The organism is Prolixibacter sp. SD074 (assembly GCF_009617895.1).
Lineage (GTDB): Bacteria > Bacteroidota > Bacteroidia > Bacteroidales > Prolixibacteraceae > Prolixibacter.
Window position 1 is genome coordinate 1,307,414 of record NZ_BLAW01000001.1, and the last position, 14,822, is coordinate 1,322,235.

The 14,822-nt window shown below is 46.2% G+C and carries 12 protein-coding genes and 2 pseudogenes; all 14 read left to right on the plus strand.

The window, feature by feature from the left end; translation table 11 throughout:
• Positions 1-210 precede the first annotated feature (210 nt).
• The 14 genes and pseudogenes from GJU82_RS05800 (at position 211) to GJU82_RS05860 (ending at position 14,810) form a co-directional block, all read left to right on the plus strand.
• Complete coding sequence (locus GJU82_RS05800) at positions 211-1,071, plus strand: DUF1080 domain-containing protein (protein WP_153631280.1); 861 nt, start codon at positions 211-213, stop codon at positions 1,069-1,071.
• Between the two features lie 10 nt (positions 1,072-1,081).
• On the plus strand, positions 1,082-1,936 hold the full coding sequence (locus GJU82_RS05805) for a DUF89 domain-containing protein (RefSeq protein WP_153631281.1): 855 nt from the start codon (positions 1,082-1,084) through the stop codon (positions 1,934-1,936).
• Between the two features lie 57 nt (positions 1,937-1,993).
• Entirely contained in the window at positions 1,994-2,497 is a 504-nt protein-coding gene (locus GJU82_RS05810) for a hypothetical protein (RefSeq protein WP_153631282.1), read from the plus strand.
• 99 nt (positions 2,498-2,596) lie between these two features.
• Positions 2,597-2,932: a hypothetical protein gene (locus GJU82_RS05815; RefSeq protein WP_153631283.1), complete on the plus strand. Its 336-nt coding sequence runs from the start codon at positions 2,597-2,599 to the stop codon at positions 2,930-2,932.
• 247 nt (positions 2,933-3,179) lie between these two features.
• On the plus strand, positions 3,180-5,612 hold the full coding sequence (locus tag GJU82_RS05820) for a TonB-dependent receptor (RefSeq protein ID WP_228488584.1): 2,433 nt from the start codon (positions 3,180-3,182) through the stop codon (positions 5,610-5,612).
• A 430-nt stretch (positions 5,613-6,042) separates the two neighbouring features.
• A pseudogene (locus tag GJU82_RS17905) lies at positions 6,043-7,266 on the plus strand (malic enzyme-like NAD(P)-binding protein); the annotation flags it as partial.
• A 69-nt stretch (positions 7,267-7,335) separates the two neighbouring features.
• A pseudogene (locus tag GJU82_RS17910) lies at positions 7,336-8,340 on the plus strand (phosphate acyltransferase); the annotation flags it as partial.
• 577 nt (positions 8,341-8,917) lie between these two features.
• Entirely contained in the window at positions 8,918-9,370 is a 453-nt protein-coding gene (locus GJU82_RS05830; protein WP_153631285.1) for a PepSY-like domain-containing protein, read from the plus strand.
• Between the two features lie 114 nt (positions 9,371-9,484).
• A complete protein-coding gene (locus GJU82_RS05835; RefSeq protein ID WP_153631286.1) occupies positions 9,485-10,204 on the plus strand; it encodes a hypothetical protein in 720 nt (239 codons plus the stop codon).
• Between the two features lie 30 nt (positions 10,205-10,234).
• Positions 10,235-11,227, plus strand: a complete 993-nt coding sequence (locus tag GJU82_RS05840) for a hypothetical protein (RefSeq protein WP_153631287.1) — start codon at positions 10,235-10,237, stop codon at positions 11,225-11,227.
• A 63-nt stretch (positions 11,228-11,290) separates the two neighbouring features.
• Entirely contained in the window at positions 11,291-12,166 is an 876-nt protein-coding gene (locus GJU82_RS05845; protein ID WP_153631288.1) for a phosphatase PAP2 family protein, read from the plus strand.
• A 176-nt stretch (positions 12,167-12,342) separates the two neighbouring features.
• Entirely contained in the window at positions 12,343-13,020 is a 678-nt protein-coding gene (locus GJU82_RS05850) for a response regulator transcription factor (protein WP_153631289.1), read from the plus strand.
• An 18-nt stretch (positions 13,021-13,038) separates the two neighbouring features.
• A complete protein-coding gene (locus GJU82_RS05855) occupies positions 13,039-14,286 on the plus strand; it encodes a cell wall metabolism sensor histidine kinase WalK (protein WP_153631290.1) in 1,248 nt (415 codons plus the stop codon).
• A 65-nt stretch (positions 14,287-14,351) separates the two neighbouring features.
• Entirely contained in the window at positions 14,352-14,810 is a 459-nt protein-coding gene (locus tag GJU82_RS05860) for a PepSY-like domain-containing protein (protein ID WP_153631291.1), read from the plus strand.
• Positions 14,811-14,822: the final 12 nt, after the last annotated feature.

The following is a 14,822-nucleotide window of genomic DNA, read 5'->3' on the forward strand; positions in this document are numbered from 1 at the left end:
CTCCAGACGAACTTTGGTCGATTATGTGTGATGCCGTAGCATGAAATTCAATATCATAAAGATTTTTCAGGTCCCGGGTATTCGGGGAAAGGTAAAAAAAAACTTGATTTTTCCGGATTTAGAAGAATTTCAAACAACGATGTATAACATATATCCAATAGACGAACCGGTTATTTTCTTAATTTTGTTCATCGGACTAAACTGATACACATGAAAAAACTGATTTTGCTTTTCGGGCTCGGATTGATCCTCTTCTCCTGTGCGCAGGAAAAACAACCTACATTTACCAGCTTATTCAACGGGAAAGATCTTTCGGGATGGGATTCCTATCTAACCGCTCCTTACGATACCTTGCAGAAGTTAGGGCTGAATTACGGCGATGCGTTTCCCGATTCGCTTGTCTTTGGCGTAAATAACGATCCGCTGGGCGTTTTCACAGTAGTGGAAAAAGATGGTGCGCCGGCTGTTCGTATTTCCGGACAGATATTTGGATGCATTGCTTCGCAGAAGGAATACAAAAACTACCATTTCCACCTTGAGTTTAAGTGGGGCGGGAAGAAATGGGCGCCCAGAACGGAGGCGCCACGCGACTGTGGCTTGCTCTATCACTCCGATGGACCATTTGGTGCGGGCTCCAGTACCTGGATGCGCTCGCTGGAATGCCAGATACAGGAACGGGATTGCGGTGACTTTTACCCGGTTGGCGCAGCTTACACCGATATTCCGGCTTTACCGAATAATGAAAACCGCTTTTACACCTACAAAGCAGGAGCCCCGCTGGTAACATTTGGTGGTGACCTCTGGCGCTGCCAGCGCGACAAAGACTGGGAAAGCCTCCCGGGCAAATGGACTTCGATTGATCTGTACACGGTTGGCGACACCAGCATTCATGTGGTGAACGGGCATAAAAACATGGTTCTTTTCCATAACCGAATGATGGTAAACGGGAAAGAAGTGCCCGCGGCCAAGGGCAAAATTCAAATTCAATCGGAGGGTGCAGAAGTATTTGTCCGTGACATGAAAATCACGCCAATTGAGCATCTTCCCAAAGCATTACTGAACCAGGAATAAATTGAGCATCATGGATCATCGTTGTTACACCTGCCTGGTAAAATCATTTGACAAACTACTGGAATCACATCCCTTTCCGGAAGATACCAAAGAAGCGCACATGAAAGATTTCCTTCGTTTTCTGGGAGCTGAAAACGGAAAGATTATGCCCGCCGATATTAGTCGCCGGAACCATCAGAAGATCCGGGAAATGTTGCAAACAGACGATCCCTACCGGGAAATCAAAATTCAGTCGAACAATGGATTGCTCGCACAGTACGATCACTGGAAGGAGAAGGTAAACCAAAGCAATGATTCGTTTGACACAGCATTGCGGCTGGCCATTGGCGGTAACATTATCGACTACGCTGCCAATCCTGAATTCGATGTGGATGAAACTTTTGACAAGGTATTGAACAGCGATTTTGCCATCAACCATTCACAACTTCTCCGCCAAAAACTGGAAAAGGCGGACACGGTCCTATACCTGGGCGATAATGCCGGCGAAATAGTGATGGATAAACTCTTTCTGGAAACGCTCGGTCATCCCGGCGTGGTGTATGCAGTCCGCGGCCGGCCCGTCATCAACGACGTAACCCTGGAAGATGCGAAAAGCGTCGGCATCGACCGGTTCGCACGCATCATCAGTAACGGAGCAGATGCACCTTCCACGCTGCTTCACCTGGTTTCGGACGAATTTCTGGAGGTATACCGGCAAGCTGATGTCATCATCTCCAAAGGACAGGGTAACCTGGAAGGTCTTATGGGAAACCGGGAAAAATCGATCTTTTATCTGCTGATGGTCAAGTGCCCGCTGATTGGCGATAAACTGGGCGTGCAAAAAGGTGATTTTGTCGTGGCGCACAACCACCTGATGGAAAATTGAATTGCCTTCCGGGAAACCGGGCAATCGATAATTTAAACGTAACCCCCCCAATTAACCATGAAAAAACTAACGGCGAACGGACAAAAATGGCTGAAGATATTCCATCTCTTCTTCATCGCTTTATGGATTGGCGGTGCATTCAGCATCAACCTCAAACAGTTTTTTCTTCATCCCGAAAGCGGGGATGAGCTTTATGGTATTCTTTCCACTATGGATTTCATCGATTGGTATGTGATTGTGGTCGGTGCTAACGGAACCTTACTCACAGCGCTTGGCTATTCCATTTTCACCAAATGGGGCTGGTTTCGTCACCGCTGGATCACCGTGAAATGGATTATTCTACTGGCCGGCATATCCTTTGGAACTTATCCGCTAGGCCCGTGGTTATCAGAAATGACCGAACTGGCCCGAACACAAGGACTGGGAGCTTTTCACAACCAAACTTTCCATCACAATCAAAAAATGCTAATGATTTTCGGAACCATTCAGCTTTGTACCATTCTCTTCGCAGCAGTTATTTCGGTGCTGAAACCCTGGAAGAAGAAGCCTAAAAGCGCCTGAACACATTTTTATTTTAACGTTCGTTAAAACATTTCTATCCGCCATCGTGTTACTTTTGCGACACGTATTCGAAAGAACCGGGCAAGCATTATAACTCCGATGAGACGGAACCGATTGAATCTGATTTTACTGGTCGCTTTTCACCTGGCAGCGTTTACCCAACCGTTGCTGGTACCGTCTATTCACCGGTATGTCCACCATCATAAAATTGAAAAAATACCGGGTAATCCTTCGCTGGAAAACCACGAAGATATTTGCCCCATCAGTCAGTTTCATTTTGTCCATTACATTGGCACTGACAATAAACAAACACATGTAGCTCTTAAAGGCCAACCGGTAGTCAACGCTTTATTACCTGTATCCCGGTTTGCCGAATTTATCCACCTCTTTTTCCTTCGTGCCCCTCCCATGCATTCACCCCAAAACTGCGCATAGTCGCTGCCCAAAGCTAATTTCCCTTTGCGGGGAAAGTTGAACGGTAAAGCCTGAAGGCTCCTGTATCCCGCGTGTATTTTCATACATGAGGATATTCGTTTATGCATGTAAGTCATCATTGCGGAACGGAGACTTCAATTTATCACGGATACGTTCCGGATATAAGCCTGCAATATATCGCAGAACGCTTGCTGAACGTATCCCAAAAACATCAGGTAAAATGAACAATAAAATAATCCGTATAACGATGATTAAAAAAATATATCTCCTATCCCTTATTATTCTGTTACTTCCGTTTATTTCACTGGCCGATCCGGCCAATCCCCCCAAAGCAAGACTAACAGGAAAAGTAACCGATAAGAAGACCGGCGAATCGTTGCCGGGTGTAAGCATTTACTTTCCCGATTTGATGAGCGGCTCGGTAACCGACATGAACGGTAATTACACGATTGAGAACCTCCCTGCTTCCAAAGTAATGATCCAGGTGCGGTTTATGGGGTACAAACTCATTGCCGAAACCATCGATCTAGCGCAGGTTCATGAAATGAACTTCCAACTGTGGCCATCCGTAACCGAAATCAATGAGGTGGTAGTAACCGGACTTTCCAAGGCAGCGACCCAAAACCGGACGCCAACGCCCATTGAGATTGTCCCCAAAACCAGGCTTCTCCAAGATGCATCGTCTAATATCATCGATGCGTTGGCCAAAGAACCCGGCATTTCGCAGGTCACTACCGGGGCTGGAATTTCCAAGCCGGTTATCCGCGGACTGGGCTTCAACCGCGTAGTGGTGGTAAACGACGGAATCCGGCAGGAAGGCCAGCAATGGGGCGGCGAGCACGGCATCGAGATCGACCAATATGATGTTAAACGCGCCGAAATCCTGAAAGGTCCGGCAAGTTTGGCCTATGGTTCCGATGCCATGGCCGGTGTCATCAACCTCATATCCGAACCACAGATTCCCGAAGGTCACCTGCAGGGTGGCGTGCTGACCAATTACCAAACCAACAACGGGCTGTTTGGTTACTCGGCCAATCTTGCAGGAAATAAAAATGGTTTGCTCTGGAGCCTGCGTTACAGCAACAAACGCGCACACGATTACAAAAACAAATACGATGGCAACGTATACGATTCCCGGTTCAAGGAAGATGCCTTGAACGGAGTCATCGGACTGAATAAAGCCTGGGGATACTCGCACCTGATTCTGAGTTATTATCATATGGTCCCCGGCATTGTGGAGGGCGAACGTGACAGCCTGACCGGACAGTTCATCAAACCGGTACTCATTAACGAAACGCCCGGCGAAGCCATTGCGGCACATTCCGATTTCATGTCGTATAAACGGGGAATGCCATACCAGCAAATCCACCATTACAAGGCGGTTTGGAAAAACAATTTCGTTACCGGAAAAGGAAACCTGAAAACCATTTTCGGATTTCAGCAAAACAACCGCCAGGAGTACGGCGATATTCAGAATCCCGACCAGTACGGGCTTTACCTCAAACTGAATACACTCAATTACGACGTTCGTTACCTGCTTCCCGAATCGAATTCGATGAATATTTCATTCGGTGTCAACGGTATGTTTCAGCATTCGTTGAATAAGGGAACAGAATACCTCGTTCCGGATTATCACCTGTTCGATGCCGGTGTTTTTATGTTGGCCCGGAAGAATTTCGGCCGGCTGGATTTGAGCGGAGGCCTGCGTTTTGACCGTCGTTCCGAACACGGCGAATCGCTCTATCTCAACTCAACAGAACAGGCTGTTTCTTCCGGAACACCGGGAGCAACCGAACGTTTCCCATCCTTTCACTCCGATTTTAACGGCGTATCGGGTAGTATAGGGGCGACATACCAGTTTTCGGAAAGCTTTTACGGGAAGATGAATATCTCGCGCGGATTCCGTGCACCCAACATTGCCGAACTGGGATCGAATGGCGTACACGAAGGAACACAAAAATACGAAATAGGAAATCCGGACCTGAAACCCGAAAGCAGCTGGCAGTTCGATATCGCAACCGGAATGAATACACAACATGTTTCTGCCGAAGTGGATCTTTTCAGTAACAGCATTCAAAACTTTATTTTTTCGCGAAAACTGAACGGAGCTTTTTCACAGGATTCCATCATGGATGGCGTTCCGGCATTCAGGTATGTTTCGGGCAACGCCCACCTGTACGGTGGCGAAGCACACATCGACATTCATCCGCACCCGCTCGACTGGCTGCATTTCGGGAACAGCTTCTCGTATGTTCGGGGTGTACAGCCCAACCAACCCGACTCGACAAAAAATCTGCCGCTCATACCGGCGGCACGGTTCCAGTCAACGTTGCGGGCTGATATTCTCCCGAAAGGGAAAAACCTGCGCAATGGTTACATTGAGTTCGGTTTAGAGCATGATTTTGTCCAGGATAAATTCTTTTCGGCATACGGCACCGAAACCCGGACTCCGGCTTACACGCTGTTGCATGCAAGTGTTGGAACAGATATCTACCTGAAGAATAAGAAACGATTCTCCGTTTGGTTACAGGCCGACAACCTGGCCGACGTGGCCTACCAAAGTCACCTGAGCCGGTTGAAGTACACAGGGATGAACTACGCCACCGGTCGCGAAGGGGTTTATAACATGGGACGGAACTTCAGCTTTAAGCTGCAAATTCCTATAGGTTCAAAACTTTAAAAAATAGATCTACTGTTCACCGGGAAAGTCTGCTTTTCACATGGCAGACTTTTCTTATACGAAACAGTATAATCATTTAAACCTTTTCAGCCACTCCCCATCAAAAAATGAACAAATTGTCCGACGTTGTAATAACAAAACATATATTCTATGTGATTGCGAAATGCAATGTGGTTTAGTTAGTAATTAGCAGGCAGCCATCCCAAATTCCATCATTAGGATAATTTATCACAAGTTTGAATTCAGTCAGATTAAATATTCTTATCACCTACCTATCAACAAGGTAAATACTCATCATATTACATCCGAAAAATGATCTTTCATAAAATTACACCATGCTATTTCAAAAATAACATGAACATATTGACAGCAATAGATATATAGACCTGAAAAATATTAAATTTACTGTTTAACTTTAACCATAGCACCAATGACAAAACAATTTCATAATGATGCCCTCCTATATCATTCCCAGGGCCGGCCAGGGAAAATTGAGGTAATTCCGACCAAACCTTATAGTACTCAAAAAGATCTTTCTTTAGCATATAGTCCGGGAGTTGCAGCCCCTTGTCTTGAAATAGAGAAAAATCCGGAAGATGCATACACTTATACCGCAAAAGGCAACCTGGTTGCTGTTATATCCAACGGAACAGCCGTCCTGGGGCTGGGAAATATCGGAGCCCTGGCAGGCAAACCGGTCATGGAAGGAAAAGGATTGCTTTTTAAAACCTTTGCCGATATTGATGTCTTCGATATTGAACTGGATACGCAGGATGTAGAAAAGTTTATTCAAACCGTTACCCTTATCGCATCAACGTTTGGTGGTATTAACCTGGAAGACATTAAAGCGCCGGAGTGCTTTGAAATTGAGCGACGACTAAAAGAAGTGCTTGATATCCCCGTCATGCACGATGACCAGCACGGTACAGCCATCATTTCATCTGCTGCGTTCCTGAATGCGCTGGAGGTAACCGGCAAAAAGATTGATGAGGTACAAGTGGTCGTAAACGGAGCCGGTGCCTCAGCAGTAGCATGTTCCAAGCTCTATTTTTCCCTTGGGGTGAAACCAGAAAACCTGATCATGTGCGATTCCAAAGGAGTTATCCACCGTTCGAGAACGAACTTAACGCCTACCAAAGCGGAATTTGCTACCGGCCGGGATGTACATACGCTGGAGGAAGCGCTCCAGGGGGCTGACATGTTTCTTGGATTATCAGTCGCTGATTTGCTGACCGAAAAGATGGTCCGTTCCATGAACGACAACCCGATTGTGTTTGCTTTGGCTAATCCCAATCCCGAGATTTCTTATGAAAAGGCAAAAGCTTCGCGTCCGGATATTATCTTTGCCACCGGGCGAAGCGATTATCCCAACCAGGTGAATAACGTACTCGGATTTCCTTACATTTTCCGGGGAGCATTGGATGTTAGGGCGAAAGCCATCAATGAGGAGATGAAGATTGCTGCCGTAAGGGCACTGGCATCGTTGGCCAAAGAGCCGGTACCCGAAATCGTATCCTCTGCTTACAACCAAAATGCCATCAGCTTCGGAAGAGAATATCTGATTCCCAAACCGCTTGACCCACGTTTGATTTCGACCATTTCGGTTGCAGTGGCAAAGGCCGCCATTGAATCGGGGGTGGCCCGACATGGTATTGCTGATTGGGATGCTTATCGCGATGAATTGGATCGCAGGCTTGGACATGATAACGCACTCATTCGAACCATTCGAGATCGAACCAAGAAATCAGGAAAACGCATTGTATTTGCTGAAGGTGAAAAAGTTAAAATTCTTCAGGCTGCACAAAATGTACTTCACGAAGAGATTGCCACCCCCATTCTTTTAGGTAATAAAGAAAAAATTTTTCGGCTGGCAGATGAAAACAACATTGACATTGAAGGGGCAACCATCGTCGAATTTTTTGGCGAAGAAGAAGCTTGCCGCCGCGAAGAATACGCCAAAGTCCTGTTTGAGAAAAGACAGCGCAAAGGCCTGACCCTGCAGGAAGCCATGGACAGGATGTATAATCGTGATCATTTTGGCATTATGATGGTAGAAATGGGCGACGCAGACACTTTTATTTCAGGATATTCCACCAAATATTCCGATATCATCCGTCCGGCTTTGCGCATTATCGGCACGAATAATCCGGGAAGGCATATTGCCGGAATGTACATGGTGATGACCAAACAAGGTCCCATTTTCCTGGCAGATACAACCGTCAATGCAGAACCCAATGCAGAGACGCTAATGGCAACTACCCTATTGGTCGACAGGGCCATCAGGCGATTCAATATCGAGCCGGTCATTGCCATGCTTTCCTATTCCAATTTTGGTTCCGTCCCGAAAGGGAACCCTGAAACGCCACGCAAGGCAGTACAAATGTTGCATGAACAGCATCCCAATATCATCGTCGACGGAGAGATACAGGCCAATTTTGCACTGAACAAAAAAATAAGAATGGAAAAATTTCCATTTGCCAAATGGGGCGATAAATATATCAACACACTGATTTTTCCTAACCTCAGTTCAGGAAACATATCGTATAAATTACTTCAGGAACTTGGCGGATATGAAATTATTGGTCCGATATTGCTTGGAATTGATAAACCTGTACACATTATTCCTATCGAAAGTTCGGTTCGTGAAATTGTGAACATGTCAACCATTGCGGCACTCGACGCCATTTGCATGGAAAAATGTGACGATAACTTTAACAGCAATCAATAGTCAGACTTCATTGAGCTATTAAAAAAGAAATACACGACGACCTCCTCTTTGCAGCATAAATGGATAGGATAGTTATGCTTTTTAATATCTGCAACGTGCTGAATGGTTAGCTGTTGATTGGTATAGCCTCCGTACAGTATGCCGAACGCCCACGCGGGGGGGACCACCAGGTTGGAATCAATTTTTACGTCCTGTTTTACAGTTTCAGAGATGGCAGAATGCTGCTTTGGCAAACAGGATTGAAAAAAAGCCAATGCGACAATTAGCAGAGTCAAATTTTTTTTCATCGAAATGTTTTTACTAATGATTTAGCTGGTAATCCTTTTTTATGCTATTGCAAGGATTTTTACATCAGCCAGGTGAAACATTGACGCTGATTCCTTTTACACCCTGCTATCTCTTCATCACCCATTCTCCATCGTGAACCCCTTCAAAACTGAAAAGGCAAATTCCGGAATTCAAATTACCCCCCCCGCAGATACGAAAACGTCAGTTAGGATGAGGCCAACCTGGTCAACTTCAAAATTTCTTCAGAAATGAGAATTACGTTTGAGTCATAATCAAAATTCAGAAAATTATGAAAACGACCTTTGTATTGCTTGCCTTTTTAGGTATGAGTCTTTGTGCACATGCACAAAAAGCGGTATTACCGAATGCCGTAGCCGATGCTTTCTCACAGAAATTTCCGAATGCACAAAAAGTGCGCTGGAACCAGGAAGAAGCCAACGAATGGGAAGCCGAATTTTATTTGAACGGAGTGGAAACCTCAGCCTCATTCAGTCCTGTAGGTAACTGGATGGAAACTGAGACGGAAATTAGTAAAAATTCGCTTCCTGCGCCGGTTAAGAATACCCTGACACAGCAGTTTGCCGGCTACAAAACAGGAGAAGTGGCCATCATTGATTTGCCCACTTTTTCCGGGTACGAAATCGAACTCAAAAAGAAGGACCAGGCCATTGAAGTACAGTTGACCAAAGATGGTGTGCTGAAAAATAAGCGAATCCTGAAAGACAGAGCGGATAACGATTAATCCATAGCGCGCTATTTCCTGTTGAAAAGAACTTGCTTTTCCTGTACAAGCCTCTGACGAAACCGGATACCCCAAACCTAAGGTGATAACTGTTGTTGAAGTAACGTTTAATTGATGAAACAGACAATGCTTTGGAAAAAGGCGCTTCCGGCTTCGGTTATGCTTTTTATGCTCACCATTTCGTCCGGTTATGGCCAGTTGGGCATCAGCATGGGATATGGATTGCAAATTCCCGGTAGGCAGGATTTAAAATTCAGGTATTATGAAAACGGGGTTTTGATGAAAAATCTGAAAACATCGAAGGTCATATCATCATGGTCTCCGGTGTCGAACCTCAGCGTAACCTATTGGCACCATAACATCGGGTTTGATGTTAGCTATTTGAAATGGGAAAACAAGAGCCGGGGTGTTCGTTTTCTCACCAACGAAATTCCGCCTTTCAGAAAAATGGAGCAGGCGAGGAACGTGTTTTTGCTGAGTTTTCTCTCCAAGACCCGAAATCCTTTCCATAAAGAAGGAGCGAAAGACGATGACAGTTATGGTTACTGGGGCGCAGGGATCGGTGCAGGTATTACCGAAACAAACCCTGGTATGTTCCGCAGTGTGAAGCTGGCCATGCAGGTATTGTATGGTGTGTCCATTAAACTGACGCCCCATGTCCGTTTTTTCACCGAGGCGAAGTATCTTCTGACCCACGATGCCGACAATGCTCCTCCGTCCACGTTTACCGGATGGAAAGTTGACACATCGGGGCATCCGTTCCCGCTTCGTCCACATCCACACCTCGATACCCGGTTTTATGATTTGCAGTTCGGACTTCGGTTCCGGTTATGATTTCCCTATTACTTACCCGAACAGATGACGATGAAAATAATTCGGTTTAGCCTGCTCGCGCTGCTTTTGGCCGGTAGTAAAATGGTCATGGCGCAATCAGCAAAGCAGGAAGATTTTCGACCGCACGGAAAAGCCCTGGTGCAGGTCTTCAGTAATTTCACCTACCGGCTAAGCGACTCCAAAGGGAAACCGTCATTTGATATCTCGCGGGCTTACCTGGGCTACGAATATGCCTTCAGCCATCGTTTTTCCGGCAAGGTAATTTTCGATGCGGGCCGCCCCGATACAAGCGGCATTAAATTGAGTGCGGTGTTGAAAAACGCATATTTGCAGTACAATGGTGATAAACTGAGACTCAATTTCGGCGTGATACCGACCAGCCAGTTTATGTTGCAGGACAAATTCTGGGGACACCGCTATGTGGCCCCGACATTTATGGATGCTTATCATTTCGGACCGGAAGCCGATCTGGGGGCATCACTTGCGTGGAAGTTTTCGCCGTATGTTCAGCTGGATGTTTCGGTACTAAATGGCGAAGGATATCAAAAACTTCAGCAGGACAGCGCCCTGCAATATACCACCGGGTTAACCATCCAACCGGTGAAGAACCTGTATGCCCGTTTTTACTTCGACCACATAAAGAAAGGCATGTCACAGAACACCTACTCGGCATTCCTGGGGTACGCAGGTTCGAAAGTAACCGCCGGTCTCGAGTATAATTACCAGTTGTCACACGCCAATGTAAACGACCAGGACCGTTCGGGGATTTCCCTTTATGCTACCATGAAACTAAAAAGACATTCCAACCTCTTCATCCGGTACGATAAGCTCTGGTCGAAACGGAATGATGGAGCCCTGGATGGCTGGGATGTGCTGAATGACGGACGGCTCTACCTGGCCGGAATCGACTTTCACCCGGTAAAGGGCGTCACGATATCGCCCAACATGAGCGGCTGGTACCCGGTTCACGACACACATCACATTGTTAGCCGGTTCAATCTTAGTTTACAGTTCAAATTTTGATGTGGCTTTGATTAATCAATGTATAAGCATCGCAATTACTTATCATGAATAAATCAATTCAAAATGGTAAATCGAATCTTGTTATTTTTTCTCCTGAGCATGTTCATTAGCCAGGCTCAGGCTGCCAATGGCCTGAAAAATACGTCGGGTAATGATAACCTGGCAGTGAACCAGGCTGTGACCGGAAGAATTGGGAACGCTGATGCCCACTTGCACATATCACAATATACAGATGTGGCCCGTTTCTGGCAGGCCAGTCATGCCGGAGATAGCCTGCAGTCCGTTACCCGGACCAAAGCGCACCATTTTCTGAAGAAAGCCATTCTTCCTACCAGCCTGATAGCCACCGGACTGGTTACCATGGCGGTTCCAAAGCAAACGGTCCTTAGTAAGTACCGTATTCATGACACAATGCATGACTGGAACCCAACTTTTCACACCACGGCCGACGACTACCTGCTGTTTGCACCGGCTGTTGTGACGTTGGGCCTGGGAGCGATGGGTGTAAAAGGACGCAACGATTTTCTGAACCAAAGCCTCCTTTTTACCAAAGCTGAATTGCTGATGTCGGTGATGGTTTATGGCATCAAGTATGCTACGCGAGTGGAGCGGCCTTATGGTGGCGTATTCACTTCCTTCCCGTCGGGGCATACGGCACAGGCATTTCTGTCGGCTACTTTCCTGGCGAAGGAATACGGTCATATTTCTCCCTGGATAAGCGTGGCCGGTTATGCAACAGCTACCGGAGTGGGCATGTTGCGCATGATGAATAACCAACACTGGATTTCGGACGTACTGGCCGGCGCCGGAGTCGGGATTCTCTCGGTTGAGTTTGTCTACCTGACCCATCAGCACCGCTGCGGAAAGAAAAACAACCTGGTATTTGCCCCGGCTTTGTATCACAAGGGCGGTGGCGTGTCCATGGCGATGACTTTTTAGGGTACTGTTCTGCAAACAAAATTAACAACTTCCATTCCTGTGGGCTAAGCTACGATCCCAAATCAACACATTAACCCGATTTCTATTTGAAAACTTTTAAATCGGTTTTATGTCATTTCAAAACTCGATTCTGCCTACTTTTACCATTCCGGCAACTTTAAAACTGTTTTTCAGAAATGAAAATACTAATTATAGAAGATGAGCGGTCGCTGGCTGACGATTTGGTTAACTACCTGGCAGCGGAAGGAAATGTCTGTGAATCGGCACACAATTATTTTGCAGCAGAAGACAAGCTCGCTGCCTTTCATTACGACATAATTTTACTGGATATTAACCTGCCTGACGGGAATGGATTGCAACTGCTACACCTGTTAAGAGAGCAGGAACCCCCTACCGGAGTGCTGATCATTTCGGCGAGGGATTCACTGGATGACAAACTGAAAGGCCTTGGCCTCGGTGCCGATGATTACCTGACGAAACCTTTTCATTTGGCGGAAGTGAATGCCAGGGTTAAGGCATTAAGCCGCCGGCGCATATTTGGTGGAAAGGCCGAAATTCGCTACCACGAAATCAGTATTGATCCCGAATCAGGGACAGTCCGGGTCAATGAGCAAGTTTCCGAGCTGACGCGTAAAGAATTTGCCTTATTGCAATATTTCGTCACCAATAAGAACCGTGTAATGACCAAAGAAGCCATCGCCGAACACTTGTGGGGCGATTACATGGAAATGGCCGGGAATTTCGATTTTATCTATACACACATCAAAAACCTCCGACGAAAACTGACCGATGCCGGGGCCAACGATTATATCCGGACGGTTTATGGAATGGGGTACAAATGGAGCGACGAATAGAACGACAAAATCTCTTCAATGAAACTACTGCATAAAACCATCGGATATCAACTACTGCTGACAACCCTCTTTTTTGTGCTGGCCGGATTTGCCCTTTTCAAAATGATTAACGGGATTGAAAACGAAGAGATAGACGAAAACCTGACAGCGATGCAAATGAATATCGAGCTACAGCTGAAACAAGGGATTTCCATTAGCGATGCTCCTCCCCTTTTGCTGATTCACCGTCTGGATCAACCGCTGGCGAAGCAATCGGTCAGTATTCAAACGGTTAAACTGCAGGATCCTATCGAAGGAGACAAAGAACCGTACCGCCAACTAACATCCCACACAATCATCAATGGCATTCCTTACGAGATCGTCATCCGCAGCCTACTGGTCGAAAACCGCGACATGGTCATCGCCATCAGCAGTTCTATCGGCCTTGTTTTGCTGTTACTGCTGGCTGCACTACTGCTAATGAACTACTTCATGTCGAAACGGCTTTGGTCTCCCTTTTACCACACATTGGGGCTTTTAAAACAGTTCCGCCTTTCTGAAAATAAACAGCCCAAACCTTCCAGCACCGATATACTCGAATTCCGGGAGCTGGAGAATGCCATCACTGAGCTAACCGACAAAGTGCGCTCGGATTACCAGGCACTAAAGACATTTACCGAAAATGCATCTCACGAAATCCGAACACCGCTGGCCATCATTTTATCCAAGCTCGAAATGTTGCTGCAATCGACCGAGCTTTCGCCGGAGCAGTCAAAGCTGGTCCAGTCGGCCTACCGAAACGCCCGCCGTTTGTCGCAAACGAATCGCAGCATGGTAACGCTTACGCGGATTGAGAACCGGCAGTTCAAACAAAATAAGCAATTGAACGTGAGCGCTGTGCTTGACGAAATACTTGAACAATTGGAAGATTTCATCACATCGAAGAAACTTTCGGTTAAGAAAACATATACTGCCAAACCGGTTTGGAATATCGATCCCGATTTAGCGCACATTTTGTTATCAAACCTGCTGGGCAACGCCGTACGGCACAACGTCGACAACGGCGATATTCAGATTTGGTTGAAAGAGCATGAACTGCAAATCAGCAATAGCGGCAGAGCGTCGTCGTTGCCTGCAGAGAAAATGTTTGAACGATTTCAGACCGGCAGCGAAACAGGAAACACCGGTTTGGGACTCGCTATCGTCAAAGAAATAGGCCGGGTAACAAACATGAAGGTAACGTATGATTATTCAGGTAACCGACATATTCTGACCATTCATTTCTAACTTCAGAATCTGTTCAGATTCTGATAGTAATATTGTCTCAGTATTCAGTCTAAACGGTAAAACAGATGAAAAATATTGCATTACCTTTCATTATTGTGTTTCTTTATTTTATTGGAACAACTTCGTGTAGCGTGAAGGTACCAGTTACCGCCAAATCCAATCTGGGAAAGATGTTCCCTGAAGCTGCCCAAATCAGTTGGTCGCATGAAAACCAACACGAATTTGAGGCGGAATTTACCTGGCAGGGAAGTCCAACTTCAGCGACCTTCGATGAAAAGGGAAACTGGAAAGAAACCGAGCAAAGCATTACGGCTGATCAGTTACCAATTGCTGTTCAGGAAGCCTTAACTGAAGGTTTTGCTGATTTCGTGGTGCATTCGCCGGAAAAGCTTAGTTCTCCGGAATATGCCATTGCTTACGAAATGGTGGTCAAAAATAAAGAGGCCCGGGTGGAACTGCTTTTCGCCCCCAACGGCCAACTCCTGAAGAAAGAGTTGCTGAAAGATGATGAGGATGTTGACTAATGTACCGGCTTC

What these genes read in the sequence shown, in the direction of transcription:
- GJU82_RS05820 (WP_228488584.1), top strand. Translation starts at nt 3,180, where the DNA reads ATGATTAAAAAAATATATCTCCTATCCCTTATTATTCTGTTACTTCCG.
- GJU82_RS05860 (WP_153631291.1), top strand. Translation starts at nt 14,352, where the DNA reads ATGAAAAATATTGCATTACCTTTCATTATTGTGTTTCTTTATTTTATT.
- GJU82_RS05855 (WP_153631290.1), top strand. Translation starts at nt 13,039, where the DNA reads ATGAAACTACTGCATAAAACCATCGGATATCAACTACTGCTGACAACC.
- GJU82_RS05810 (WP_153631282.1), top strand. Translation starts at nt 1,994, where the DNA reads ATGAAAAAACTAACGGCGAACGGACAAAAATGGCTGAAGATATTCCAT.
- GJU82_RS05805 (WP_153631281.1), top strand. Translation starts at nt 1,082, where the DNA reads ATGGATCATCGTTGTTACACCTGCCTGGTAAAATCATTTGACAAACTA.
- GJU82_RS05800 (WP_153631280.1), top strand. Translation starts at nt 211, where the DNA reads ATGAAAAAACTGATTTTGCTTTTCGGGCTCGGATTGATCCTCTTCTCC.
- GJU82_RS05850 (WP_153631289.1), top strand. Translation starts at nt 12,343, where the DNA reads ATGAAAATACTAATTATAGAAGATGAGCGGTCGCTGGCTGACGATTTG.
- GJU82_RS05835 (WP_153631286.1), top strand. Translation starts at nt 9,485, where the DNA reads ATGAAACAGACAATGCTTTGGAAAAAGGCGCTTCCGGCTTCGGTTATG.
- GJU82_RS05830 (WP_153631285.1), top strand. Translation starts at nt 8,918, where the DNA reads ATGAAAACGACCTTTGTATTGCTTGCCTTTTTAGGTATGAGTCTTTGT.
- GJU82_RS05845 (WP_153631288.1), top strand. Translation starts at nt 11,291, where the DNA reads ATGGTAAATCGAATCTTGTTATTTTTTCTCCTGAGCATGTTCATTAGC.
- GJU82_RS05815 (WP_153631283.1), top strand. Translation starts at nt 2,597, where the DNA reads ATGAGACGGAACCGATTGAATCTGATTTTACTGGTCGCTTTTCACCTG.
- GJU82_RS05840 (WP_153631287.1), top strand. Translation starts at nt 10,235, where the DNA reads ATGAAAATAATTCGGTTTAGCCTGCTCGCGCTGCTTTTGGCCGGTAGT.